Below are 25,008 nucleotides of genomic sequence, written 5' to 3'. Positions count from 1 at the left end.
TTAATCCTAAGTAAAACAACGGAGAACCTGCAATGGCACAACCTGCCGCTATTATTCGTATAAAGAACCTTCGTTTACGTACGTTTATCGGAATTAAGGACGAAGAGATTAACAACCGTCAGGATATTGTTATCAACGTGGCGATCCACTACCCCGCCGATAAAGCGCGCACCAGCGAAGATATCAACGATGCGCTGAATTATCGCACCGTAACGAAAAACATTATTCAACATGTAGAGAATAACCGTTTCTCTTTGCTGGAGAAATTAACTCAGGATGTGCTCGATATCGCACGTGAACATCACTGGGTAACGTATGCTGAAGTAGAGATCGATAAACTGCACGCGCTGCGCTACGCTGATTCGGTATCCATGACCTTAAGCTGGCAGCGTTAACCGCCATATCGGGAGGCTGCATGAACATAGTGATCACCGGAGGGACGGGATTAATTGGTCGTCATTTGATTCCGCGTTTGCTGGAGCTGGGCCATCAAATCACGGTAGTGACGCGTAACCCGCAGAAAGCCAGCTCCGTTATCGGCCCCCGGGTGACACTATGGCAAGGGCTTGCCGATCAAAGTAACCTCAACGGCGTTGATGCGGTAATCAACCTGGCTGGAGAACCGATTGCTGATAAACGCTGGACTCACGAGCAAAAAGATCGTCTCTGCCAAAGCCGCTGGAATATCACGCAAAAACTGGTCGATGTAATTAATGCCAGCGACACGCCGCCGTCGGTACTCATTTCCGGTTCGGCAACGGGCTATTATGGCGACTTAGGTGAAGTGGTGGTTACCGAAGAGGAACCGCCGCATAACGAATTTACCCATAAACTCTGCGCTCGTTGGGAAGAAATTGCCTGTCGGGCGCAAAGCGACAAAACGCGTGTGTGCCTGCTGCGTACCGGCGTGGTGCTGGCACCGGACGGCGGGATCCTCGGTAAAATGCTGCCGCCGTTTCGTCTTGGCCTGGGCGGGCCGATTGGCTCCGGTCGGCAGTATCTGGCCTGGATTCATATTGATGATATGGTCAACGGTATTCTCTGGTTGCTGGATAACGAGCTGAGCGGGCCATTTAATATGGTTTCGCCCTACCCGGTACGCAATGAACAATTTGCCCATGCGCTCGGTCATGCGCTGCATCGCCCGGCCATTTTGCGCGTCCCCGCGACCGCTATTCGACTGTTAATGGGCGAATCTTCAGTACTGGTATTAGGTGGACAACGAGCATTGCCTAAACGGCTGGAAGAAGCGGGTTTTGCGTTTCGCTGGTACGATTTAGAAGAGGCGCTGGCGGATGTCGTTCGCTGATGTGGTTTACTGCAAACATCCGCCAGTTAACTCCTGGTGTTACAGGATTAGTGGCTTTGCGCGATAAGATCATCTGGCGAAAGTCGGGTCACCATCAGAACTAACTCTCTGTCTAAACCTCTCTCCAGCATTTCCTGAGCAATGCGCAGGGCTTCTTCGCGTTTGCCCAGAATTAATCCATCATTCCGCCCTTCTTCACGTAATCTGTCAGCAATGGTCATCAGTTTCTCCTTTTCTTGTGGTGCTCGTTCCGCTATCTCACCAATAAATGCACGGAAACGCTGGGCATCCCCCGTTTGTAATACGTAATTAAACAGGGCTTTTAGCTGTCTGTCATTAGTGTTCCCTGTAACTAGCAGCGAAACAATTTGATCGACTAATCCCAACAGATCGCGCTGACGAATATGTTTCTGAATTAACTCCAACAGCGCCATTTTGCGATGTTGCATAATCTCGTCATCCGGCACCACGGTAATATCCACCAGCGGAAAAGCCGATGAATATATTTTGCGGGCTATCGCAGGCTCGGCAAACTCATCAAGCCAGCAGAGTGAATAAGGATAAGGGCTTCTGCAACCATGATAAAACAGCATTGGGATCACCAATGGAAGCTCTTTATAGCCTGCATCCAGATGGTTTTGCATCGCCGCGATGGAATAGCGCATCATGCGAAAAGCCATTAATTCCTCCGGCTTACTTTGGTGCTCTATCACCACATAAATATAACCCGCTCCCTCCTGCGTTTTCACAGACCACAAGAGGTCGGAATAATATTGCCGCAGGTCTTCATCAATAAAACTGTTTGGTTCCAGTTTAAGCGTCGTTAAATCACACAGTTTACGCAGCGGCGCGGGAAGATGAATATCAATAAAATCCCGCGCGGTGTCTGGATGGCGTAAAAAAGATTTAAATACCGCATCATGCGGCGTGGAAGTTGTCGATATTGTCATGGCGTTCCGTCACCCCTCAAATTTAAGATGACGCGACAATAACCACGATTAACACCCTATGCAGCAGGCAGTTTTTATCTTTGGACAGCGAATTCAGAAGTATTTTTTGCGGTTTGCAACTTTTACATTTCAGCGGAAGCTGACTCGCAAATTTCTCTTGAAAATACTCCGGCAGCGTTAGCCACCGGAGGGGGAATTATTTCAGCGATCCCTTAAGGAACTGTTGCAGACGAGGGCTTTGCGGGTTGCCAAATAACTGCTCCGGCGCGCCTTCTTCCTCTATTTTCCCCTGATGGAGAAAAATGACGTGAGTAGAAACATGGCGAGCAAAGCCCATTTCGTGAGTCACCACCACCATGGTTTTTCCCTCTTCTGCCAGTTGCTGCATAATACGCAGCACTTCGCCTACCAGTTCAGGATCGAGCGCCGAGGTAGGTTCATCAAACAGTAAAACTTCCGGTTCCATCGCCAGCGCCCGCGCGATGGAAACACGCTGTTGCTGACCACCGGACAGATGCACCGGGTATTTCCCCTGCGCACGTTCGTCTATCCCGACTTTCGCCAGATACTTCACCGCCCGCTCGCGCGCTTCCTGCTTGCTCAGGCCTAACACCTGAATCGGCGCTTCCATGACGTTTTCCAGCACCGTCATATGGCTCCAGAGATTGAAGTGCTGGAATACCATCGTCAGGCGTGTGCGCAGTAAGCGCAGCTGATTTTTATCGGCGACTTTGAGTTGACCGTCTTTATCGCGCACCAGATTGATCGTCTGGCCGTTAACGACGATCGATCCTTCGCTCGGTTTTTCGAGGAAGTTAATGCAGCGCAGAAAGGTACTTTTCCCCGATCCCGACGATCCGATGATACTTATGACATCACCGGCATTCGCTTGCAGTGAGACCCCTTTCAGCACTTCGTGTTCGCCGTAGCGTTTGTGCAAATCGATAACGTTTAATTTATTCTCGGACATCGTATTCTCAGTGCGTTGAAGAAGGTTTCACATGCTGCAACCAGCGTTTTTCCGCTTTGCGGAACAGACTGATCAGGACATAAGAGATGATTAAATAGAGCACCGCGGCTATACCGAAAGCGGTAAAAGGTTGATACGTGGCGGCGTTAATATCGCGGGCTATTTTCAGCAGATCCGGCACAGTAGCCGTAAACGCCAGCGCAGTAGAGTGCAGCATCAGGATCACTTCGTTGCTGTATGCCGGTAACGCAATACGCAGCGCCGATGGCAAAATAATGCAGCGATACATTTTAAAGGTCGAGAAGCCATAGGCTCTGGCGGCTTCAATTTCCCCATGCGGTACTGAACGGATTGCCCCGGCAAAAATCTCGGTGGTGTAAGCACAGGTGTTAAGCGTCAGCGCCAGCACAGTACAATTCAGGCCACTGCGGAAAAAGGCGTTAAGGAACTCGGTACCCTTAACAATCTCCAGCGTGTACATGCCGGAATAGAACACCAGCAATTGAACATACAGCGGTGTACCGCGAAAAATATAAGTAAATAACCAGATTGGAAACTGGATGTATTTATTGCTGGAGACGCGACCAATCGCCAGAAACAGCGCCAGAACTCCACCTATCACAACCGACAAAATCAGCAGCCACAGGGTGATTGCCACGCCGGTAAAGCGATAACCGTCGGTCCACAGCAGTGGTTTCCAGTATTCATGTAAGATTTCGATCACAGGTCAGCCCTCTTCACACCCACGGAGTAGCGGCGCTCAAGGAACAGCAGCACACCATTGGAAACGGTGGTGAAAACCAGGTAAATCACGCCACAGACGATGGCGAAATAGAACGGTTCCCAGGTACTTTTGCCTGCCAGCTGCGTGGCTTTGACCACATCTTCCAGGCCAAGTAACGAAACCAGAGCGGTAGATTTGAGGATCACCTGCCAGTTGTTGCCAATGCCTGGCAGGGCGTAACGCATCATCGCCGGAAACATGATCCGCCGAAACACTTGCCCACGAGTAAAACCGAACGCCGTCGCCGCCTCTATATGCCCTTTCGGCACTGCCATAAACGCGCCACGGAACGTTTCGGTGAAGTAAGCACCGTAGATAAAACCGAGAGTGATAATACCTGCGACCATCGGATCAATATCAATCTGCCCGACGCCCATCGCCTCCGTCACCGTGTTTAGTGCAATCTGCAAACCGTAGAAAATCAGCAGCATCAACACTAAATCCGGCACGCCACGAATCAGCGTGGTATACCCTTCAAAAATGAGCCCCGAAAACCGATTTTGCGAGAGCTTACCGCCAGCGCCAATTAAACCGATGATTACAGCGAGCACTACAGAGCTGATCGCCAGCTCCAGCGTGACGAGCGCACCCTGTAAAATAACACCTGAAAACCCATACAACATGCTGCCTGTCCTGTCGTGTGTGGTGAATTACCGCCTCTTGTCTCCCTCCGGTTACCCGAAGGGAGCGGGCTTTCTTTCACCGATGGCGATTAACCACCATAAACATCAAAATCGAAGTACTTTTTCGCTAATTTCTCGTAAGTACCGTCAGCGCGCATTTCGGCAAAGGCTTTGTTCAGTGCCTCGCGCAGTTCGTTATCTTCTTTACGCAGGCCCATGCCGGTCCCTACGCCAAACAGTTTTTCATCTTTAACAGACGGACCACCGAATTTGTAATCTTTACCAACGGGTTGTTTGAGGAAACCTTCGCTGGCAGCGACCTCATCCTGGAATGCGGCATCAATACGTCCGGCAGTCAGGTCAGAATAAATGTTGTCCTGCCCCTGATAAGAGACGATTTCAATGCCTTTTGGTGCCCAGTGTTCGTTACCGAACGTCTCCTGGGTGGTGCCCTGCAATACGCCTACGCGCTTGCCTTTCAGCGACTCGACTGTCGGCTGAATGTCGGAATTTTTCGCCACTACCAGACGAGAGTCGGCAGCGTACAGTTTGTCGGTGAAGGCAATTTCCTGTTGACGTTTTTCCGTAATGGAAAGCGATGACATGATGGCGTCAATCTTCTTCGCTTTTAAGGACGGGATTAACGCATCCAGCGGGTTTTCGACAAACGTACATTGCGTATTGATGCGTTTGCATAATTCCTTTGCCAGATCGATATCAAAGCCAACCAATTCACCCTGTGAATTCTTTGATTCAAACGGTGCATAAGTCGGGTCAGTACCGATGCGAATATTTTGCGGAATAGCCGCAAAGGCCGCCGTAACGCTGGAGAATGCAAGAACCAGAGAAAGAGACAACACCAACTTTTTCATAACTGTCCTCAACTGACTGTCTTTTTATAGGGAATATATTCAGATTATCGCGTAGTTATCGTGCCATTAAACTGGTCAATATGGCAAAACTTTCTGCCCTGCAGACCGGATTATTTTGCATTAAACATGCTTAAGTATGCATTTAATTGCACCATCGTAGTGCAAAGAATCTGAATTGCACCAGTCTGGATTACTCAGCTGGTGCATTTTTCCCATGGCGTATTAATCGCCGTAGACATTAAAGTCGAAATACTTTTTCGCCATCTTGTCGTAGGTGCCATCCTGACGCAGCTCGCCAAGCGCCTTATTAAACGCAGCCGTCAGTTCAGCATCATCTTTACGTAGCCCTACACCGGTGCCGTCACCGAAGTATTTTTTGTCTTTCACTGATGAGCCAGCAAAAGCGAACTCTTTACCGGCTGGTTGCTTGAGGAAACCTTCGCTGGCCGCCACTTCATCCTGCAGTGCGGCATCCAGACGTCCTGCAGCCAGATCGGAATAGACCAAATCCTGGTTGGCATAGGCCACCACATCCACGCCTTTGCTACGCCAGGTCTCGTTAGCGTAAGCTTCCTGGGTTGATCCCTGCAGCACACCCACATGTTTACCTTTCAGTGAATCCAGCGTTGGCTGAATCGGCGAACCTTTGGCGGCAATCAGACGAGAGTCAGCGGCGTACAGTTTGTCGGAGAAGGCAATCTCCTGCTGACGTTTATCGGTAATGGAGAGCGACGAAATAATGGCGTCGATCTTTTTCGCTTTCAGTGAGGGGATCAGCGCGTCAAAGTCACTGGCAACCCAGGTACATTTTACCTGCATCCGTTTGCACATCTCGTTACCGAGATCGATATCAAAGCCAACAAAATCACCTTTGGCATCTTTCGATGAGAACGGTGCATAGGTGGTATCCGTTCCGATACGTACCGTCTCCGGCAGCGCCGCGTAGCTGGAAGCTGCTGCGGAAATCCCGACTAACAAAGACAGAGCGAGAATCGACTTCTTCATACATAACCCTCAAGTGAAATGGCTTTTTTATGTTGTGTATTGTGTTGTGTGTTTGCAGGCTCGTTCATGCAGGTCTTATGCCATCTTGACGACAACAGTAACATTCAACGTTAAATATGTTAATAAGACGTTGCATTATTGTCCTGAAGTTGAAGATAGCAGGTATGGCGGTTGGATCGCAGCGTTTAGATTGAATGGCAGGAACAAAATGTTGAGGATTTGATCGCGGTTGCAAAATTGCCCTGAAACAGGGCAACAGTGGAGTTATGCGCCCTGCCAGCGGGCAAAGAGATCTTCGGGTAGATTTATCGCAAACTGGTCAAGAACACGGTTAACCGTCTGATTTATCACATCATCAAGGGATTGTGGGCGATGATAAAATGCCGGAACGGGAGGCATAATTACCGCACCGATTTCCGCCGCCTGAGTCATTAAACGCAGGTGGCCTAAGTGCAGCGGTGTTTCACGTACGCAGAGCACCAGAGGGCGACGCTCTTTCAGCACCACGTCTGCTGCACGGGTCAGTAAGCCATCCGTATAGCTATGCACAATGCCGGACAGGGTTTTGATTGAACAGGGTAAAATCACCATCCCCAACGTCTGGAAAGAACCGGAAGAGATGCTGGCGGCAATATCGCGCGCATCGTGCGTGACATCGGCTAATGCCTGCACATCACGCAGGGAGAAATCCGTTTCAAGGGATAAGGTCTGGCGCGCCGCCTGGCTCATTACCAGATGCGTTTCGATATCTGTGACATCGCGCAGAACCTGTAATAAACGCACGCCATAAATCGCGCCGCTGGCACCGCTGATGCCCACAATGAGTCGTTTCATAAATAGTTGCCCTGTCAGACTTGCAGGCAGACTTTGCAGGATTTCGGCAGGAGTTGCAAGTCAGGGTGCCAGACCGGCACCCTGAGCGAAGTCATTATCCTTCGTTATGCATTTCGAGATTTTCCACTTCGTTCTGACGTTGCACGGCTTTGGCGTCGTCATTACGTAAAGTATCAAGGAAATCGAGGTAGCCCTGATCAACATCTTTGGTGACGTAAACGCCGTTGAACACCGAGCATTCAAACTGCTGGATATCCGGGTTTTCAGCGCGAACAGCTTCGATCAGATCATTCAGATCCTGGAAAATCAAACCATCAGCACCGATGATCTGGCGAATTTCATCCACTTCACGACCGTGGGCGATAAGCTCCGTGGCGCTTGGCATATCAATCCCGTAAACGTTCGGGAAGCGAATTTCCGGTGCCGCAGAAGCGAGGTAAACTTTCTTCGCTCCGGCTTCACGCGCCATCTCGATAATCTGCTCAGAAGTGGTGCCACGGACGATGGAGTCGTCGACCAGCAGGACGTTTTTATCACGGAATTCAGCGCGGTTGGCGTTCAGTTTACGGCGCACGGACTTACGACGCAGCTGCTGACCCGGCATAATGAAGGTGCGGCCAACATAGCGGTTTTTCACAAAGCCCTGGCGGTACGGTTTGCCCAGAATACGAGCAATTTCCAGCGCGATATCACAAGAGGTTTCCGGAATTGGGATCACCACGTCGATATCCAGATCTTCCCATTCGCGAGCAATTTTCTCGCCCAGCTTGGTGCCCATATTCACACGCGCGCTGTAAACGGAAATTTTGTCGATGAACGAGTCTGGTCGGGCAAAGTAAACATACTCGAACAGGCACGGATTGCTGACCGGGTTGTCAGCGCACTGACGGGTAAACAACTGCCCTTCTTCAGTGATGTAAATCGCCTCGCCTGGGGCGACATCACGCAGGAACTCAAAGCCCAGCGTATCGAGCGCAACGCTTTCGGAAGCGACCATATATTCTGTGCGGTTCTCGTCAATATCACGTTTCCCCAGTACCAGCGGACGAATACCGTTAGGATCGCGGAAAGCAACCATACCGTGGCCGATAATCATCGCCACACAGGCATACGCACCGCGGATTAAGCGGTTTGTAGCGGCGATGGCGGCGAAGATGTTGTCGGCTTCCAGTGGGTAGTGGCGGAAGTTGTCCAGCTCGCTGGCGAAGATATTAAGCAGAATTTCCGAGTCGGAAGTGGTGTTGATGTGGCGGCGTTTTTCTTCAAACAGTTTTTTACGCAACTCGTGAGCGTTGGTCAGATTGCCGTTGTGGGCAAGAGTAATGCCATACGGGGAGTTAACGTAAAACGGCTGCGCTTCAGAGGCGCTGGAGCTACCAGCCGTGGGGTAACGCACATGACCAATGCCCATATTGCCCTGCAAACGCTGCATATGGCGAGCTTCAAATACATCGCTCACCAGCCCGTTCGCTTTACGCAAACGGAAGCAGTTATTGGCATCAATGGTGATGATGCCGGCGGCATCCTGACCGCGATGCTGAAGCACCGTTAAGGCATCATAAATCGACTGGTTAACCGGCATAACACCGGCGATACCGACAATACCGCACATACGTCTTTTTCCTCGTTAAGCCACATCTCAGAGCACTTACGCTCTGGGCAAGAAACTTGACGAGCTTTGCAGATAATCAAAAAACCATCTGATGATAAAACTGAACTGCGGGATCAGCTGTGATTTGCTCCAGTCTTCGCTTTTCGACACCCCGGTAAAGGAGTCGAGAAAGAAGAGAATGGCAGCAACAATCAACACACCGCGCAACGCACCGAAACAGACGCCCAGCACCCGATCGGTGCCTGACAACCCCGTTTTCTCTACCAGCTGGCCTATCACGAAGTTCACGATAGCACCAACGATCAGGGTAGCGATAAACAGTACCGCAATGGCAATCCCATTTCGAACCAGTTCGTCTTCAAAGCCCGTAAACCAGGCTGACAGGTAAGTGTAGTAATGACTGGCAACAAAGAAAGCACAACCCCATGTCACCAGCGATAACGCTTCACGAACAAAGCCGCGGATCAGGCTAACCAGAGAAGAAAAAGCAATCACCGCGATTATGGCGTAATCAATCCAGACCATATGTGTCCCACGATTTTACGCCCTGTCATCCTGTTCGGGGCGCATTCTAACAGAAAAAGAAAACGTTTGCGTAGGGATTTCCTTCCCGCGCATCAATAAAAATGGCGCTGAAAAAATATTCAACGCCATCGACTTTTTATGCCTTTGCGGCATCGGACAATGCGTGTCGGATGCGGCGTAAACGCCTTATCCGACCTACGGTTCTACTCCTGCGTAGGACTGATAAGACGCGCCAGCGTCGCATCAGACAAGACCGTATTAATTCGGTGTATAACCCATTACCACGCCGCTTAAGCCAGAAAGTTGCTTCAACTCACCCAGCGAACCTTTCAGCTTATCTTTCGAGGCATCCGGCCCAACCAGAATACGGGTAATTTTACCCTGCACTGGCGTGGATGGCGACGTATAAACCCGATAACCGGCACCGCGCAGCTTACCGACAATCTCATTCACTTTATCGGCATTTTTCAGTGCCCCCAGTTGTACAACATAGGCTTTACCCGTCGGGGCGGCTTTTTCTTCCACGACCGGCTTCGGCGCAGGTGGTGCTTCAACCTTCGGCTTAGGCGGCTCCACCGGTTTCGGCTTCGGTGGGATGACCGGTGCAGGTTCCGGTTCAAACTCGGTGTTATTGGCTGCAATAGTGGCCGGATCGAGCGACGGCGCGGCAGCATCACCTGCCCGCACCTCTTCCGCTGCGCCTTCCGGCGGCTGCGTCGGCAGCGCCTGGGTGGCGGCTGGCATCATATCAGGCTCATCGCGATCGCCCGCTTTTGGCACCAGCGGGATAGCCGCGAACTCATCCTGATAATGTTTTTTCTGCCCGTCCAGCAACCCTGGAAGTACAATCACCCCCAGCGCCACCAGCACGATCGTACCCACTAACCGATTCTGAAACTTACTTGCCACCGCTTCTCCTCGCGTCAATCACTTCCATGACATGTGCGACCGTGTGGAACGAACCACACACCAGCACGGTATCTTCCGCTTTAGCGTCCGCCATTGCGGCATCCCATGCCTGCGCCACGCTATCAAATGATTTGCCGTTACCCAAATGCTCAAGCAGTTGTTCTGCCGTGGCACCGCGCGGCCCTTCCAGTGGCGCACAATACCAGTCATCAACCACGCTTTTCAACCAGGCCAGAGTTCCGGCAATATCTTTATCATGTAGCATACCGATAACCGCCAGCACGCGCCCGTTTTTCGGTAACGCTTTCATACGCCCGGTGAGATATTCCGCCGCATGTGGATTATGCGCGACATCAAAAATAACGCGTGGCGACTCGCTCACAATCTGGAAACGTCCTGGCAAAATTGCGCTGGCAATCCCGTCGCGAATGGCATTTTCACTGACCTCCAGCCCGCTGGCACGCAGTGCCGCCAGCGCCGTTGCGGCATTCGGTTGCGGGACAAGCGGCAACGGCAGATTTTCCAGCGTGCCGTAAGCATCGCTAAACGTCCAGTCATTGTCGCTGACGGAATAATTCCACTCAATGCCCCGACGTTGTAGCAGTGCGCCTTTTTCCTGCGCCACATCAGCAATGGTAGAAGGCATTTCAGGCTCTCCGACAATTGCCGGTTTTTCATTGCGGAAAATCCCTGCTTTCTCACGACCAATGCTTTCGCGATCTGGCCCCAACCAGTCGGTATGATCCAGCGCAATGCTGGTCACCACCGCAACATCAGCATCGACAATATTGGTTGCATCCAGACGTCCGCCCAGCCCTACTTCCAGGATCACCACGTCTAGTTGTGCCTGTTTGAACAGCCACAACGCCGACAGCGTACCGTACTCGAAATAGGTCAGGGAAATATCACCGCGTGCCGATTCAATCTCCGCAAAAGAGGCTGTGTGGGCCGATTCCGGCAATTCCTGGCCCTGCACACGAACGCGCTCGGTATAACGCACCAGATGCGGCGAACTGTAGACGCCCACTTTGTACCCTGCCGCCATCAGAATCGACTCCAGCGTACGGCAGGTGGTGCCTTTGCCATTCGTACCCGCAACGGTAAATACAAATGGCGCTGGTTTCAGAACGCCAAGACGTGCCGCGACCTGACTTACGCGCTCAAGGCCAAGATCGATAGTTTTACTGTGCAGGTTTTCCAGATAAGAAAGCCACGAAGCCAGAGGCGACGCGGCTTGAGGAGTGCGTTTGATAATCATGGTATCCGCTGATTCGTTACGGTGAGAATAGCAAAAGGGCAGAGCCAGTGGCCCTGCCCTTATCAGTTATCAGGCCTCAGGTTCCTGATCCGGTACCGGTGGCACCACTACGCCTTCACGCGGCGCTTCAGGATTCGGCGCTGGCAAATTCATCAACTTCGCCAGAATGCTCGCCAGTTTCAGGCGCATTTCCGGACGACGGACGATCATGTCGATCGCACCTTTCTCGATCAGGAATTCACTGCGCTGGAATCCTGGCGGCAGTTTTTCGCGAACGGTCTGTTCGATAACACGCGGACCGGCAAAGCCGATTAACGCTTTCGGTTCAGCAATGTTGAGATCGCCCAGCATGGCGAAACTTGCAGAAACACCGCCCATGGTCGGGTCGGTCAGCACGGAGATGTACGGCAAGCCGCGCTCCTGCATTTTTGCCAGCGCCGCAGAGGTTTTCGCCATCTGCATCAGCGACATTAGTGCTTCCTGCATACGTGCGCCACCAGAGGCGGAGAAGCAGATCAGGGGGCAGTTATCTTCCAGCGCCTGCTCAACAGCACGTACGAAACGTGCACCTACCACAGACCCCATGGAACCGCCCATAAAGGCGAACTCGAATGCCGCAGCGACAACCGGCATTCCATACAGGGTGCCTTTCATCACCACCAGCGCATCTTTTTCGCCGGTTTCTTTCTGCGCAGAAGCCAGACGGTCTTTATACTTCTTGGAGTCACGAAACTTCAGCACATCTTTCGGCTCAAGCTCGCTACCCAGCTCCACAAGGCTTCCTTCATCTAACAGGCTATGCAGGCGATTACGCGCTGTCATACGCATGTGATGGTCACACTTCGGACAGACCTCAAGATTACGTTCCAGCTCAGCGCGGTATAAAACCTGACCGCAGCTATCACACTTAGTCCACACCCCTTCAGGAATGCTCGCCTTGCGGGTGGGAGTAATGTTGCTTTTAATTCGTTCAATCCAGCTCATTAGGGACCTTTCTGTCTGAACCTGGTTCGATGCCAGTTTTATCTTTGGGGACGCATAATGCCATTTTTGCCCCCAACAGACCATGAATGTTGCACATTAAAACATAACAGCCCGAAACTTTGGATAAAAAAGTGGTCGAACCGCGGAGTTACTTTTTATTTTGCGGCGCGTGCCGCAGCGCGTTTGTGACGGATAAATTCGAAGACACCTGGCAATATTGAAACAAAAATAATGCCAACAATCATCAGTTTAAGGTTGCTCTGAATGAAGGGGAGCGTTCCGAAGAAATAACCCGCGTAGGTAAAAATCAGTACCCATAGCAACGCGCCGATGACGTTAAAAGCGGCGAAATGACGATACGACATGTGGCCCATTCCCGCAACGAACGGCGCGAACGTTCTGACGATCGGTACAAAACGGGCGAGAATAATCGTTTTGCCGCCATGTCTCTCGTAAAACTGATGAGTCTTATCAAGATAACTGCGACGAAAGATTTTCGAATCCGGATTACTGAACAGTTTGTCACCAAATAACCGTCCAATGGTGTAGTTCACTGCGTCACCCACAATCGCGGCGATCAGCATCAGCACCACCATCATATGGACGTTGAGATCGTTGGTTTCCAGTGATGCCAACGCACCAGCAACAAACAGCAATGAATCACCCGGTAAAAACGGCGTTACCACCAGACCGGTTTCACAAAACAAAATTAAGAACAAAATCGCATAAACCCAGACGCCATACTCTGCGACCAGTTCTGCCAGATGCACGTCAATGTGCAGGATAAAATCGATGAGGAAATAAATCAGGTCCATATTAGCCTATGCCTTGTACTCGTCATCTTTCAGGCTGTAACTACGTTGGCTACAGCCTGAAATGTTCCGAGCATTATTCTCGTTAGTCCGCCAGAAATAGCGGGCCCATTGGCGGTTTTGGAAGATCAAACCGGTCAGGGTAATCCACCGCAACCAGATATAGTCCTTCCGCTTTTGCCGTTGCTGCCGCCAGCGTTCTGTCCTTTGCTGCCAGCAGTTCTGCTATCCAGCTCTCCGGCTGGTTGTTGGCACCGACTTCCATCAGGCTGCCGACAATATTCCTGACCATATGATGTACAAAGGCATTTGCTTTGATATCTACCACCACATAAGGACCGTGACGCGTGACGTTAATATGCATAACATTGCGCCACGGGGTTCGGGACTGGCACTGCACCGCACGGAACGAGGTGAAATCATTCTCGCCCAGCAGGCATTGCGCGGCCCGATGCATCCGTTCAGCGTCCAGCGGTTCGTAAAAATGGGTTACCCCTTTACTCAGCACTGCCGGACGCAGCCGATGATTGTAGATGATGTAGCGATAACGGCGAGCCGTGGCGCTAAATCGGGCATGAAAATCATCAGGTACAGCTTTAACCCAACGCACGGCGATGTCACCAGGTAAATTCGCATTTACGCCCAACGTCCACGCAGCGTCTTTGCGCTGCGCGGTCGTTTCGAAATGCACAACCTGCCCTGTACCGTGTACGCCTGCGTCAGTACGTCCGGCGCAGAAGACGGTGATGGGTTCGTTCGCCACCTGGGAGAGCGCCTTTTCCAGCTTCTCCTGCACACTGCGTACTTCATTCTGCCGTTGCCAGCCGTAATACCTACTGCCGTCGTACTCAATGCCCAGCGCAATTTTATAAACTGGCGGTTGTTGCTGGTCGGACATTAGTACAGATACTCCTGCACCAGTTTCTCGGCGATTTTTACTGCCATCAGCGCGCCGCCAAAGCGAACGTTATCGGCCACCGACCAGAACTGGACTTGTTCCGGCATACCGTAGTCATTACGTACGCAGCCAACGGAAAGATGCGGCGTACCAGAAGCATCCCCCACCTGCGTCGGGAATTCGTTCTCTTCAGAGAGCACAATATCTTCGCCTTGAGCAAACGCATCACGCGCTTCTTCTGCCGCCAGCGGACGTAGAGCTTCAAAGTTGACCATCTGGGCATGACCGTAAAATACCGGTGCCTGAACAACACTTGCCGAAATCATCAGCCCTTCGTCTTGCAGGATTTTGCGTACTTCGTCAACGATACGACGTTCTTCACGCACGCTACCTTCGCTATCCGGCAGTAACGGCAGCATGTTGAACGCCAGCTGACGACCAAAGAAATCCTCTTCATCAATCGGAATGCCGTTCAACAGTTTCGCGCTCTGCCCTGCTAACGCATCGACCGCTTTTTTACCCTGGGCGGAGGCAGAAATCAGGCTGGTGACGCTGATACGTGACAAACCGCCCTGATCGATTAACGGTTTCAGTGCTGCCAACAACTGGCTGGTCAGGCTGTCCGGTACGGCGATGACATTTCGGTTGCGGTAATCGGTCAGTACAAACGGGTTAACTTCCGGCACCACCAGCGGTACGTCAGGTTCGAGAGCAAACAATCCGCTGCTGTCGATCACCAGGCAACCTGAGTTGGTCGCTTCTTCAATCCAGGCAGCGGTGGCTTCTTTGCCTGCGACAAAAAACGCCAGTTGCGCCTGCGTCCAGTCGAATTCAGCGGCATCTTGCACGGTGATTGTCTTACCACCAAAGCGCAGTTGTTCGCCTGCGCTTTCGTTACGTGCCAGTGCATAAATTTCCCCAACCGGGAACTGACGTTCAGCCAGCGTTTCAAGCAGGGCTTCGCCCACAGCGCCAGTTGCGCCCAGGACGGCAATGTTCCAGCCTTCAGACATGGTGGTTTACTCCAGAAATAGCAAAGCTCTCTGCCAATGTTACAGCAGAGAGCATGAAGAAGAGATTAACGTGCCGGATGATGAACGGCGTTAAAACCCAGTTTACACAGCAATGATGCCGCACTGGCGTCATCACAAATCACATACAGAGATGACCATTCACGGCGCTCAAGATAGTTTTTGCGCAGTTTATCGAACTCACCCGGTATTCCGGCGACTTTACGCAGCGGTGCGTCATCGCGGCGCACATCATACACCAAATGCACCAGCCTTTTCAGCGTCGGTTGATCGAGCAGACCATGCAGCGTAATGCGACCAAACTCTGGTGCGGGTAGCAACGTATCCAGCGCAACGTGTTGTTCATGCCCAATAAACTTGCTATAGGCTTCAAACACTTGCGTCGTGCCACGGGCTTTACCTTCGAGGGTGTAACCCGCAATATGCGGCGTGCCGATATCCACTTTTTTCAGCAATTCTACGTTGAGTTCCGGTTCGCCTTCCCAGACATCCAGCACTACGCTTAACTTCTGCCCTTCATTCAGACAGGTCAACAGGGCAGTATTATCGACGACTGCGCCACGGCAGGCGTTAATCAAGATCGCTCCCGGCTTCAGGCTGCGGATCAGTTTTTCATCCGCCAGATGTAGCGTTTTGTACGGTCCATCTTTAAAGAGTGGCGTATGGAATGTCAGGATATCCGCATGCTGGACTAATTCATCCAACGAACGGAAATCGCCCTCATCCCCACGATCGGCACGCGGCGGATCGCAAAGCAAGGTTTTGATCCCCAGCGCTTCCAGTCGTGCCTGTAAACGCCGACCAACGTTACCAACGCCCACGATCCCCACGGTACGCTCATGCAGTGAAAATCCATCGCGTTCAGCAAGCATCAGCAGTGAGGAGAAAACATATTCCACCACCGCAATCGCATTACAGCCAGGTGCTGCGGAAAAACCAATTCCCGCCTGCTTTAACCATGCTTCATCGACATGGTCGGTCCCCGCTGTGGCAGTGCCAACAAATTTAATGGGTTTTCCTGCCAGCAAAGATTCATTCACTTTGGTGACCGAACGCACCATCAGCGCATCCGCGTCTGCCAGTTGAGCGACGGGAATCGGGCGGCCAGGAACTGCTTTCACTTCCCCCAGGCGACTAAATAATTCGCGGGCATAAGGCATATTTTCATCAACAAGGATTTTCACGTTTGTGTTACCTGTTTGAGAACGAGAGTTAACCGGGCAAGTGTGCCATAATCTCGCCGTCAGGCATACTTACGAAGATTTATGATTTAAGGATAAGTGATGATGCAACCTATTTCCGGTACTCCACCACGCCCACCGGATATCAACCAAAATCAACCAGCCGGGCCAGGCGAACAACCTTTATCAACACAGCAACGCACTGTACTGGAACGTCTTATAACCCGCCTGACTGCATTAACGAAGCAGCAAAGTGCTGAAGTATGGGCTGCTGTTAAGCATGATCTTGGTATGAAAAGTGATACTCCGTTGCTCTCACGTCATTTTCCCGCTGCGGAAGTTAATCTTAACCAGCGCCTGCTGCGTGCTCAGCAAACTCACGTGACCCGCCAATTGTTGTCACAACTGAGTGGGCTGCTCAGTCAGGGGAATAATCGCCAGGCTGTCAGCGATTTCATTCGCCAGCAATACGGTCAAACCGCGCTGAATCAGCTAACTCCTGAACAGTTAAAAAATGTCCTTACGTTGCTCCAACAAGGCAAACTGGCAATCCCGCAACCACAGCAACGCACACCAACTGCTCGCCCGTTGTTACCTGCTGAGCATAATACGTTAAAGCAACTGGTGACTAAACTTGCTGCCGCGACCGGGGAGCCAAGTAAACAGATCTGGCAATCGATGCTGGAGCTTTCGGGGGTGAAGAACGGTGAACTTATCCCGGCGAAACAATTTACCCATCTTGTGACATGGCTACAGGCTCGTCAGACTTTGAGTTTGCAAAGTGCACCAACGTTGGAAACGTTGCAAATGGCACTGAAGCAGCCGCTGGAACGGGCTGAACTCACTGAACTGCAACATTATGCACAGCAAACCTGGAATGTCCTGCCGCAAATGGCGCTCACGTCATCCCAGGTTCTTGATCTGCTTAATCACGTGTTTTTAAAACGTGCGGAGCGAGAAAGTGGATTTATCGATCCGCGTAATATTCAGCCATTATTTACCCCTTTCCCTCCACTGATGGATACGTTTAAATCCTTCACCGGGAGTACCGGGTTGGTTTTAATGGCCTTCTTAATTGTGCTCCTGCTTATCTGGTTGGTGATTTAACCACGCCGAAAAGAGAGCAGCGTAACCACTATTCCTACAACCGCAGATATCGCCCCGGCAAGAAAAACCGACGGGTAGCCAAATGAGGTCGCCAGCATTCCCGCCAGCGGCCCCGTTATACCGTAGGAGATATCCTGAAAGGCGGCGTAGCCGCCCAGTGCTGTACCACGCACCTGCGCCGGAACACGTTTTACTACTTCCACACCAAGTGCCGGGAAAATTAACGAACAACCAGCACCTGTTAATGCAGCGCCTGCCAGTGCAATCCATACTCCCGGCGCCTGCCATAGCAGAATTAAGCCAATGGTTTCCACAGTTAAAGAAGCTATTGCGACTTTTACGCCACCAAAACGATCCGGCATCCAGCCAAACAGCACGCGCATTAAAACAAAGGCACCACCAAAGGCTGTTAATGTAAAACCAGCCATTGGCCAACCATTATTGGCAAAGAAAAGGGAGATAAACGTGCCAATCACAGCAAAACCGACGCCCTGCAGCGCCAGCCCAATACCTGGTTTCCAGATTAACCCGACCACACTCCACAATGACGGGCGTTCCCCTGTTTGTGGCGGAACTTTGCGGACGCTGCCATTAAATGCCCAGGCCAGCAGCGGTAAAATCATTGTCACCACTGCCAGCACCGCAAAACCAAAATGGCTATGAATCAATAATCCCAACGGCGCACCGGCAGCAAGTGCGCCATAAATTGCCATCCCGTTCCATGACATCACCTTCCCTGAACGAGTCGGACCTACCAGACCTACCCCCCAGGACAAGGTTCCCGTCAGCAACTGGCTTTCGCCAAAACCAAGAATTAATCGCCCAATAACTAACAAAGCGAATTTTGCAGGTGCAGAGACGGGCATTAGTGCCGCCAGTAACCAAAAAGCGCCAGCCAGACCACATGCCAGCATTCCCTGCAGTGCAGAGCGCTTTGCACCAAACTGATCAGCAAGTTTTCCGGCATATCCGCGCGTCAACACTGTTGCCAGAAACTGCACACCGACAGCGATCCCGACCATGGTATTGCCGTAGCCCAGTTCATGATGGACAAAAAGGGGAATAACCGGTAACGGCAGACCGACGGTCATATAAGTGAGGAAAACCGCGAAGGCGATACGAAAAAGAGAAACATTCGCTGAAGGTGCTTTTTGGGTTTGGCTAACTGCGGTCATGCTCTACTCCAGAATGCAGAGCAAGGCGAGGTGAACCCACGCTTCTCTGCCTGACTTTGAGGATTACGCTGCGTTGGCAGGATTTAACGCGTACGTATTACCAGAAGGAAATCGACAAAGCGGAAAGTTTGCCTGGAACAGATAATGATTGTCAATGATGTGAAAAAGGGAGCCGTCAGGCTCCCTTTTGCGTTACTGCCGGATGCGACGCTGGCGCATCTTATCCGATCTATTAATCTTTCAGCTTACGCATTACCAGGGTGGCGTTGGTGCCGCCGAAGCCGAAGCTGTTAGACATAACGGTGGTCAGTTCGCGATCGGTCGTTTCGGTCACGATGTTCAGGCCCGCAGCCTGCTCGTCCAGCTCTTCGATGTTGATGCTCGGAGCGATAAAGCCATGTTCCAGCATCAGCAGAGAGTAGATAGCTTCCTGCACACCCGCAGCGCCCAGAGAGTGACCAGTCATCGCTTTGGTTGCAGAAATCGCCGGGCTCTTATCGCCAAACACTTCACGGATAGCCGCAAGCTCTTTCACGTCGCCAACCGGAGTTGAAGTACCGTGAGAGTTCAGGTAGTCGATTGGCGTATCAACACCGTGCATCGCCATCTGCATACAACGTACTGCGCCTTCGCCAGACGGAGCAACCATGTCTGCGCCATCAGACGTTGCGCCGTAACCAACGATTTCAGCGTAGATGTGAGCACCACGCGCCAGCGCGTGTTCCAGCTCTTCAACCACCACCATACCGCCGCCGCCAGCGATAACGAAACCGTCACGGTGAGCGTCATAAGTACGGGAAGCTTTTTCCGGTGTGTCGTTGTATTTAGTAGACAGCGCGCCCATCGCGTCGAATTCGCAGGCCATTTCCCAGCACAGCTCTTCGCCGCCGCCAGCAAACACAATGTCCTGTTTACCCAGTTGGATCTGCTCTACTGCGTTACCGATACAGTGTGCGGAAGTCGCACATGCGGAGCTGATAGAGTAGTTTACACCGTGGATTTTAAACGGCGTGGCGAGGCAGGCAGAAACGCCAGATGCCATCGCTTTGGTGACCACATACGGGCCAACCGCTTTCAGGCCGCGCGGGCCGCGCATTGCGTCAGCGCCGAACACCTGGAAACGCGGGGAACCACCACCGGAACCTGCAATCAGGCCCACACGTGGGTTGTTCTGATAAGCTTCCGAGGAGAGGCCAGCATCTGCGATTGCCTGCTCCATGGAAAGGAATGCATAGATGGATGCGTCGCTCATAAAGCGCACAACTTTGCGGTCAATGAGGCCAGTGGTATCCAGTTTTACGTTGCCCCATACGTGGCTACGCATGCCGGAGTCCTTCAGCTCTTGAGAGAAAGTGATCCCTGAGCGTCCTTCACGCAGAGATGCCAGGACTTCCTGCTGGTTATTACCGATGCTGGAAACGATGCCCAGGCCAGTAATCACTGCACGTTTCATTCAATACCTCTGTAAGTCGCACTATAGTAAGTTTCGAATGGCACAATAGCGTACACTTGTACGCCGAACAAGTCCGATCAGACGATTAATAGAGAAATTTGCGCAGCCTGACACACATCGTTAAGATCGTCAGACTGCCCGCCAGACGAGTAACTTACGTGAAACACTACGCCATACAACCTGCCAATCTTGAATTTAATGCTGAGGGTACACCTGTTTCCCGAGATTTTGACGACGTTTACTTTTCCAATGACAATGGACTGGAAGAGACACGCTATGTCTTTCTTGGGGGTAACCAATTAGGAGCACGCTTTCCTGAGCATCCACATCCTCTGTTTGTGGTAGCAGAGAGCGGCTTCGGCACCGGATTAAACTTCCTGACGCTATGGCAGGCATTTGATCAGTTTCGCGAAGGTCATCCGCAAGCGCAATTACAACGCTTACATTTCATTAGTTTTGAGAAATTTCCCCTCACTCGTGCGGATTTAGGATTAGCGCATCAACACTGGCCAGAACTGGCACCGTGGGCAGAAAAACTTCAGGCGCAGTGGCCAATGCCCTTGCCCGGTTGCCATCGTTTATTGCTCGATGAAGGCCGCGTGACGCTGGATTTATGGTTTGGTGACATTAACGAACTGACAAGTCAACTGGACGATTCGCTAAATCAAAAAGTAGACGCCTGGTTTCTGGACGGCTTTGCGCCAGCGAAAAACCCGGATATGTGGACGCAAAATCTGTTTAACACAATGGCAAGGCTGGCGCGTCCTGGCGGCACACTGGCAACGTTTACGTCTGCCGGTTTTGTCCGCCGTGGTTTGCAGGAAGCCGGATTTACCATGCAAAAGCGCAAAGGGTTTGGGCGTAAACGGGAAATGCTTTGTGGGGTGATGGAACAGACATTACCCCTCCCCTGCTCCACGCCGTGGTTTAACCGTACGGGTAGTCACAAACGGGAAGCGGCGATTATCGGCGGTGGTATCGCCAGCGCATTGTTGTCGCTGGCGCTATTACGTCGTGGATGGCAGGTAACGCTTTATTGTGCTGATGAGGCCCCCGCAATGGGTGCTTCCGGCAATCGCCAGGGGGCACTGTATCCGCTCTTAAGTAAACACGATGAGGCGTTGAACCGCTTTTTCTCTAATGCGTTCACATTTGCTCGTCGGCTTTACGATTTATTGCCCGTCAAATTTGATCATGACTGGTGCGGCGTCACGCAGTTAGGCTGGGATGAGAAAAACCAGCATAAAATCGCACAGATGTTGTCGATGGATTTACCCGAAGAACTGGCTGTAGCCGTTGAGGCTAATGCGGTTGAACAAATTACGGGCGTTGCGACAAATTGCAGCGGTATTACTTATCCGCAAGGTGGATGGCTGTGTCCAGCAGAACTGACCCGTAATGTGCTGGAACTGGCGCAACAGCAGGGTTTGCAGATTCATTATCAATATCAGTTAAAGGATTTATCCCGTCAGGATGACTGTTGGTTGTTGAATTTTGCAGGAGATCAGCAAGCAACACACAGTGTAGTGGTACTGGCGAACGGGCATCAAATCAGCGGTTTCAGCCAAACGTCGTCTCTGCCGATGTATTCCGTTGCCGGTCAAGTCAGCCATATTCCAACAACGCCGGAACTGGCGAAGCTGAAGCAAGTGCTATGCTATGACGGTTATCTCACGCCACAAAATCCGGCGAATCAGCACCATTGTATTGGTGCCAGTTATCATCGCGGCAGCGAAGATACGGCGTACAGTGATGAAGATCAGCAGCAGAATCGCCAGCGGTTGATTGATTGTTTCCCGCAGGCGCAGTGGGCAAAAGAGGTTGATGTCAGTAAGAAAGAAGCGCGCTGCGGTGTGCGTTGTGCCACTCGCGATCATCTGCCAATGGTAGGCAATGCCCCCGATTATGAGGCAACGCTCGTGGAATATACCTCGCTGACAGAACAGCAAGACAACGCGGTAAGCGCACCGGTTTATGACGATCTCTTTATGCTTGCTGCTTTGGGTTCGCGTGGTTTGTGCTCTGCCCCGCTGTGCGCCGAAATTCTGGCGGCGCAGATGAGCGACGAACCGATTCCGATGGATGCCAATACGCTGGCGGCGTTAAATCCAAATCGGTTATGGGTGCGGAAGTTGTTGAAAGGGAAAGCGGTTAAGGCGGGGTAATCTGCTTTGGCATTGCTTGCCGGATATGGCGTGAACGCCTTATCCGGCACATTACTTACTGCTGTGAAGCCTGTTGAAACAGGTTTTCCCACATATCGGTCACCAGCGCCTGGTCTCGCGGCGACAACTCACCGGCACCAATGGCTTTTTCCAGACTCTGGCTAACGGTCGTATGTACCGCCTGGGCGGAGTGGTCATCACCACTTTCCAGTTCTGCGATGGCTAATGTCAGGTGGCCACGCAAATACCCACTGGCAAACAACTCATCATCACTGGCATGGTCAACCATACCGTCGATTAATGCCAGAATGCGTGATTCAAACTCCGCGATCATCTTCTTTCCTCATTGTAAAACGTGGCGCAGGCTTCAGTTGAGCGCTTCCGGCCACGGGAACTGTTCCGCCGTAAGTTCCGGCGTGTGATAATAATTTTGTAGTGCTTTAATGAAGCGTGCCGGACGCTCGGGAATACCGTTTGCCAGATAATCCATTACCTGTGCATGTACCCGCCGTTGAAATACCACGCGGTCCGGTTCGAAATCCCCTTCCAGATTATCGCAACTGACATTAAACGGATATCCCGCCGCCACACAGAACAACCAGTCCAGCGCCTGCGGCTTCACTTCAACATCTTCAAACTGGCCTTGCGTTTGGGCATCGCGTCCGTCGGGACAATACCAGTAGCCGAAATCAACCAGCTCACGGCGCGCTTTCCCGGCAATACACCAGTGCGAAATCTCATGAATTGCGCTGGCATAAAAGCCGTGAGCAAAGACGATTCGGTTATACGGTACTTCCGCATCAGCAGGAAGATAGATCGGTTCGTCGTCGCCTTTAATCAGACGGGTATTAAATTCATCGGTAAAGCAGCTATTAAAAATTTCAATCAACTGCTCATAGTGGTGTGTACTATTCATTAGTTCATCCCCAACCAGTGGAGGATCTCCTGTCCGTGGCTATCATAAAGTAATTTGGCACTCATCACCGCCGAGACAATAACAATCATCGGGCGAATCAGCTTTTGTCCTTTGCTCAACACCAGTCTTGACCCCATGCGCGCGCCGAGGAACTGCCCCACCAGCATCACAAATCCTGTCGCCCAAATCACTTTGCCGCCGAGAATAAACAGCAGCAAACCGCCGATATTAGACGTTGCGTTGAGTAATTTGGCGTGGGCCGTGGCTTTGGCGAGGTTAAAGCCGCACAGCGTAACGAAGGCTAACGCGTAAAACGATCCGGCAGCCGGGCCAAAGAATCCATCGTAAAAACCAACGCAGCCCCCTGCTACCAGCGCAAATGGCAGTCCATACATCCGACGCTGGCGATCTTCTTCTCCCAGTTTGGGCATCAGTAAGAAATAAAGTCCAATACAAATCACCAGAATGGGCAAAATCTGCCGCAAGACATCAGCCTGAACGTACTGCACCAGCAAAGCGCCGCTCATTGAGCCGATAAAGGTCATGGCGATATTGAGTTTCTGATCGCTTAAGCTAACCACTTTGCGGCGAATAAAGTAGATAGTGGCAGAAATAGAGCCACCGCAGGCTTGCAGTTTATTGGTTGCCAGCGCGTTAGCCGGAGACATCCCCGCCGCCATTAATGCCGGAATGGTGAGTAGCCCACCACCACCGGCAATAGAGTCGATAAATCCCGCCAGTATGGCGACAAAAAAGAGGAGTCCCAGCAACAGCGGGGAAACCATAAACAGGCTATTAAACGTTTCCATTAGATCACGTGCTCATCCAGTAGCGCCTGGCAGGAAGGCGGCAACGGAGGCGGTGTCTTCTTCTCAGGCTTTGTTGTTCCCGGTTTTGGAGGTTCAAACCAGCTTTGCAGTTCTGCCCCGCAACCATCGCCCGGTGGCGGTAAAGGTTGATCTTCACACTCCAGACTATCGGCAGGACAACGTAATCGTACATGCATATGGGCGCGATGCTGGAACCAGGGTCGCACTTTGCGCAACCAGTCGCGATCGGTGCCCGCATCAAGGCAAAGTTGTTGTTTAATCGCCGGATTAACAAAAATGCGCGTGACGTCTTTGTCCTGCGCGGCGAGTTTAATCAAGCTGAAAATTTCGGGCTTCCACAGCGTGGGGACAACGTGTTTACCGTCGCGGGAAACCAAATCTAATGCTTGCGGGCGCAAGAGTTGCGCGGAGGTCCAGCGTTTTTTCGGCAGTTGCAGGAAGATGTCCACATCCAGTCCGGTCTGATGACTGGCGTGACCACCATTGAAACGCCCACCAGCAGGCATTCCCATATCGCCAATCAGCACCGTGCCCATACCCAGATTGCTCACCTGGCTACTCAGACGCTGGATAAACATCACCAGATCCGGATGCCCGAAATAGCGACGCTGATCGGTACGCATGACCTGATAATGTTCGGACTGTATCGGCAGCGTGTCAGCGCCGACGATACAACCATTGGAAAAACTGCCTATCGATTGTGCGCTACCCGGCACAGGTTGGGTTATTTTTTGCCACGGCGTCGCTGCCAGGCTGGCGCTGCTGGCAAGCAGAGCCAGCAGCGCAATCGCAGTTTTGTTCATTT

The 25,008-nt window shown here is 51.8% G+C and carries 26 protein-coding genes; 4 read left to right on the top strand and 22 right to left on the bottom strand.

Annotated features, from left to right (window positions below):
• The first annotated feature begins 32 nt into the window (after positions 1–32).
• Positions 33–395, top strand: coding sequence for a dihydroneopterin triphosphate 2'-epimerase (folX, locus tag EFER_RS04415; protein ID WP_000068452.1), 363 nt, complete (start codon positions 33–35; stop codon positions 393–395).
• A gap of 20 nt (positions 396–415) precedes the next feature.
• Positions 416–1,309, top strand: coding sequence for a TIGR01777 family oxidoreductase (locus EFER_RS04410; protein WP_001028323.1), 894 nt, complete (start codon positions 416–418; stop codon positions 1,307–1,309).
• A gap of 47 nt (positions 1,310–1,356) precedes the next feature.
• Here EFER_RS04410 and rpnB read toward each other — a convergent pair whose 3' ends face one another.
• From rpnB to pdxB, 16 genes are all read right to left on the bottom strand, one after another.
• A complete protein-coding gene (gene rpnB, locus EFER_RS04405; RefSeq protein ID WP_000156124.1) occupies positions 1,357–2,259 on the bottom strand; it encodes a recombination-promoting nuclease RpnB in 903 nt (300 codons plus the stop codon).
• Positions 2,260–2,455: 196 nt separating this feature from the next.
• Positions 2,456–3,229, bottom strand: coding sequence for a histidine ABC transporter ATP-binding protein HisP (gene hisP, locus EFER_RS04400; RefSeq protein ID WP_001293612.1), 774 nt, complete (start codon positions 3,227–3,229; stop codon positions 2,456–2,458).
• A 7-nt stretch (positions 3,230–3,236) separates the two neighbouring features.
• The gene (locus tag EFER_RS04395; RefSeq protein ID WP_000569957.1) at positions 3,237–3,953 is read right to left on the bottom strand and encodes an ABC transporter permease; all 717 of its coding nucleotides are present in this window, start codon (positions 3,951–3,953) and stop codon (positions 3,237–3,239) included.
• Positions 3,950–4,636, bottom strand: a complete 687-nt coding sequence (hisQ, locus tag EFER_RS04390; RefSeq protein ID WP_000965505.1) for a histidine ABC transporter permease HisQ — start codon at positions 4,634–4,636, stop codon at positions 3,950–3,952. The genes EFER_RS04395 and hisQ overlap by 4 nt, the downstream gene beginning before the upstream one ends.
• A gap of 89 nt (positions 4,637–4,725) precedes the next feature.
• Positions 4,726–5,508, bottom strand: a complete 783-nt coding sequence (gene hisJ / locus EFER_RS04385) for a histidine ABC transporter substrate-binding protein HisJ (RefSeq protein WP_000737632.1) — start codon at positions 5,506–5,508, stop codon at positions 4,726–4,728.
• A 222-nt stretch (positions 5,509–5,730) separates the two neighbouring features.
• On the bottom strand, positions 5,731–6,513 hold the full coding sequence (gene argT, locus EFER_RS04380; protein WP_000748239.1) for a lysine/arginine/ornithine ABC transporter substrate-binding protein ArgT: 783 nt from the start codon (positions 6,511–6,513) through the stop codon (positions 5,731–5,733).
• A gap of 264 nt (positions 6,514–6,777) precedes the next feature.
• Positions 6,778–7,347 (bottom strand): flavin prenyltransferase UbiX, encoded by a 570-nt coding sequence (ubiX, locus tag EFER_RS04375; protein WP_000825697.1) that lies wholly within the window; start codon positions 7,345–7,347, stop codon positions 6,778–6,780.
• A gap of 94 nt (positions 7,348–7,441) precedes the next feature.
• On the bottom strand, positions 7,442–8,959 hold the full coding sequence (purF, locus tag EFER_RS04370) for an amidophosphoribosyltransferase (RefSeq protein ID WP_000334228.1): 1,518 nt from the start codon (positions 8,957–8,959) through the stop codon (positions 7,442–7,444).
• A gap of 36 nt (positions 8,960–8,995) precedes the next feature.
• Positions 8,996–9,484, bottom strand: a complete 489-nt coding sequence (cvpA, locus tag EFER_RS04365; protein WP_000262105.1) for a colicin V production protein — start codon at positions 9,482–9,484, stop codon at positions 8,996–8,998.
• Between the two features lie 258 nt (positions 9,485–9,742).
• Entirely contained in the window at positions 9,743–10,393 is a 651-nt protein-coding gene (gene dedD, locus EFER_RS04360; protein ID WP_000157002.1) for a cell division protein DedD, read from the bottom strand.
• The gene (folC, locus tag EFER_RS04355) at positions 10,383–11,651 is read right to left on the bottom strand and encodes a bifunctional tetrahydrofolate synthase/dihydrofolate synthase (protein WP_000584567.1); all 1,269 of its coding nucleotides are present in this window, start codon (positions 11,649–11,651) and stop codon (positions 10,383–10,385) included. The genes dedD and folC overlap by 11 nt, the downstream gene beginning before the upstream one ends.
• Before the next feature lie 69 nt (positions 11,652–11,720).
• Positions 11,721–12,635, bottom strand: coding sequence for an acetyl-CoA carboxylase, carboxyltransferase subunit beta (gene accD, locus EFER_RS04350; RefSeq protein WP_000118404.1), 915 nt, complete (start codon positions 12,633–12,635; stop codon positions 11,721–11,723).
• A gap of 155 nt (positions 12,636–12,790) precedes the next feature.
• A complete protein-coding gene (locus EFER_RS04345) occupies positions 12,791–13,450 on the bottom strand; it encodes a DedA family protein (RefSeq protein ID WP_000364330.1) in 660 nt (219 codons plus the stop codon).
• 82 nt (positions 13,451–13,532) lie between these two features.
• Positions 13,533–14,345, bottom strand: coding sequence for a tRNA pseudouridine(38-40) synthase TruA (truA, locus tag EFER_RS04340; RefSeq protein ID WP_001283600.1), 813 nt, complete (start codon positions 14,343–14,345; stop codon positions 13,533–13,535).
• The gene (locus EFER_RS04335) at positions 14,345–15,358 is read right to left on the bottom strand and encodes an aspartate-semialdehyde dehydrogenase (RefSeq protein ID WP_001289155.1); all 1,014 of its coding nucleotides are present in this window, start codon (positions 15,356–15,358) and stop codon (positions 14,345–14,347) included. Before EFER_RS04335 ends, truA begins: the two co-directional genes overlap by 1 nt.
• A 65-nt stretch (positions 15,359–15,423) precedes the next feature.
• The gene (pdxB, locus tag EFER_RS04330; protein WP_000699167.1) at positions 15,424–16,560 is read right to left on the bottom strand and encodes a 4-phosphoerythronate dehydrogenase PdxB; all 1,137 of its coding nucleotides are present in this window, start codon (positions 16,558–16,560) and stop codon (positions 15,424–15,426) included.
• A 102-nt stretch (positions 16,561–16,662) separates the two neighbouring features.
• On the opposite strand from pdxB, the gene flk reads away from it, so the two are divergent.
• Positions 16,663–17,664 carry a flagella biosynthesis regulator Flk gene (gene flk / locus EFER_RS04325; RefSeq protein WP_032242969.1) on the top strand — a complete coding sequence of 334 codons (1,002 nt, stop codon included), beginning with the start codon at positions 16,663–16,665 and terminating at the stop codon, positions 17,662–17,664.
• Here the strand turns inward: flk and EFER_RS04320 are convergent.
• Both EFER_RS04320 and fabB read right to left on the bottom strand, forming a co-directional pair.
• A complete protein-coding gene (locus tag EFER_RS04320; protein ID WP_000127809.1) occupies positions 17,661–18,839 on the bottom strand; it encodes an MFS transporter in 1,179 nt (392 codons plus the stop codon). The two genes, flk and EFER_RS04320, sit on opposite strands and share 4 nt — an antisense overlap.
• Before the next feature lie 232 nt (positions 18,840–19,071).
• Positions 19,072–20,292, bottom strand: a complete 1,221-nt coding sequence (gene fabB / locus EFER_RS04315; protein ID WP_000817190.1) for a beta-ketoacyl-ACP synthase I — start codon at positions 20,290–20,292, stop codon at positions 19,072–19,074.
• A 158-nt stretch (positions 20,293–20,450) separates the two neighbouring features.
• Between fabB and mnmC the strand changes: the two genes are divergently transcribed.
• On the top strand, positions 20,451–22,457 hold the full coding sequence (gene mnmC / locus EFER_RS04310) for a bifunctional tRNA (5-methylaminomethyl-2-thiouridine)(34)-methyltransferase MnmC2/FAD-dependent 5-carboxymethylaminomethyl-2-thiouridine(34) oxidoreductase MnmC1 (protein WP_000683557.1): 2,007 nt from the start codon (positions 20,451–20,453) through the stop codon (positions 22,455–22,457).
• A gap of 55 nt (positions 22,458–22,512) precedes the next feature.
• On the opposite strand, the gene EFER_RS04305 is transcribed toward mnmC, so the two are convergent.
• The 4 genes from EFER_RS04305 to mepA are packed head-to-tail and all read right to left on the bottom strand — an operon-like array spanning position 22,513 to position 25,006.
• Complete coding sequence (locus tag EFER_RS04305; RefSeq protein ID WP_000559764.1) at positions 22,513–22,791, bottom strand: YfcL family protein; 279 nt, start codon at positions 22,789–22,791, stop codon at positions 22,513–22,515.
• A gap of 33 nt (positions 22,792–22,824) precedes the next feature.
• Positions 22,825–23,373 (bottom strand): elongation factor P hydroxylase, encoded by a 549-nt coding sequence (gene epmC, locus EFER_RS04300; RefSeq protein ID WP_001089251.1) that lies wholly within the window; start codon positions 23,371–23,373, stop codon positions 22,825–22,827.
• On the bottom strand, positions 23,373–24,182 hold the full coding sequence (locus EFER_RS04295) for a sulfite exporter TauE/SafE family protein (protein WP_000447348.1): 810 nt from the start codon (positions 24,180–24,182) through the stop codon (positions 23,373–23,375). The genes epmC and EFER_RS04295 overlap by 1 nt, the downstream gene beginning before the upstream one ends.
• Positions 24,182–25,006: a penicillin-insensitive murein endopeptidase gene (gene mepA / locus EFER_RS04290; RefSeq protein ID WP_001043810.1), complete on the bottom strand. Its 825-nt coding sequence runs from the start codon at positions 25,004–25,006 to the stop codon at positions 24,182–24,184. The genes EFER_RS04295 and mepA overlap by 1 nt, the downstream gene beginning before the upstream one ends.
• Positions 25,007–25,008 lie beyond the last annotated feature (2 nt).

This window comes from Escherichia fergusonii ATCC 35469, from assembly GCF_000026225.1.
GTDB classification, from domain to species: domain Bacteria; phylum Pseudomonadota; class Gammaproteobacteria; order Enterobacterales; family Enterobacteriaceae; genus Escherichia; species Escherichia fergusonii.
The sequence above is the reverse complement of the archived record's forward strand: the minus strand, read 5'-3'. Positions and strand labels throughout refer to the sequence as shown.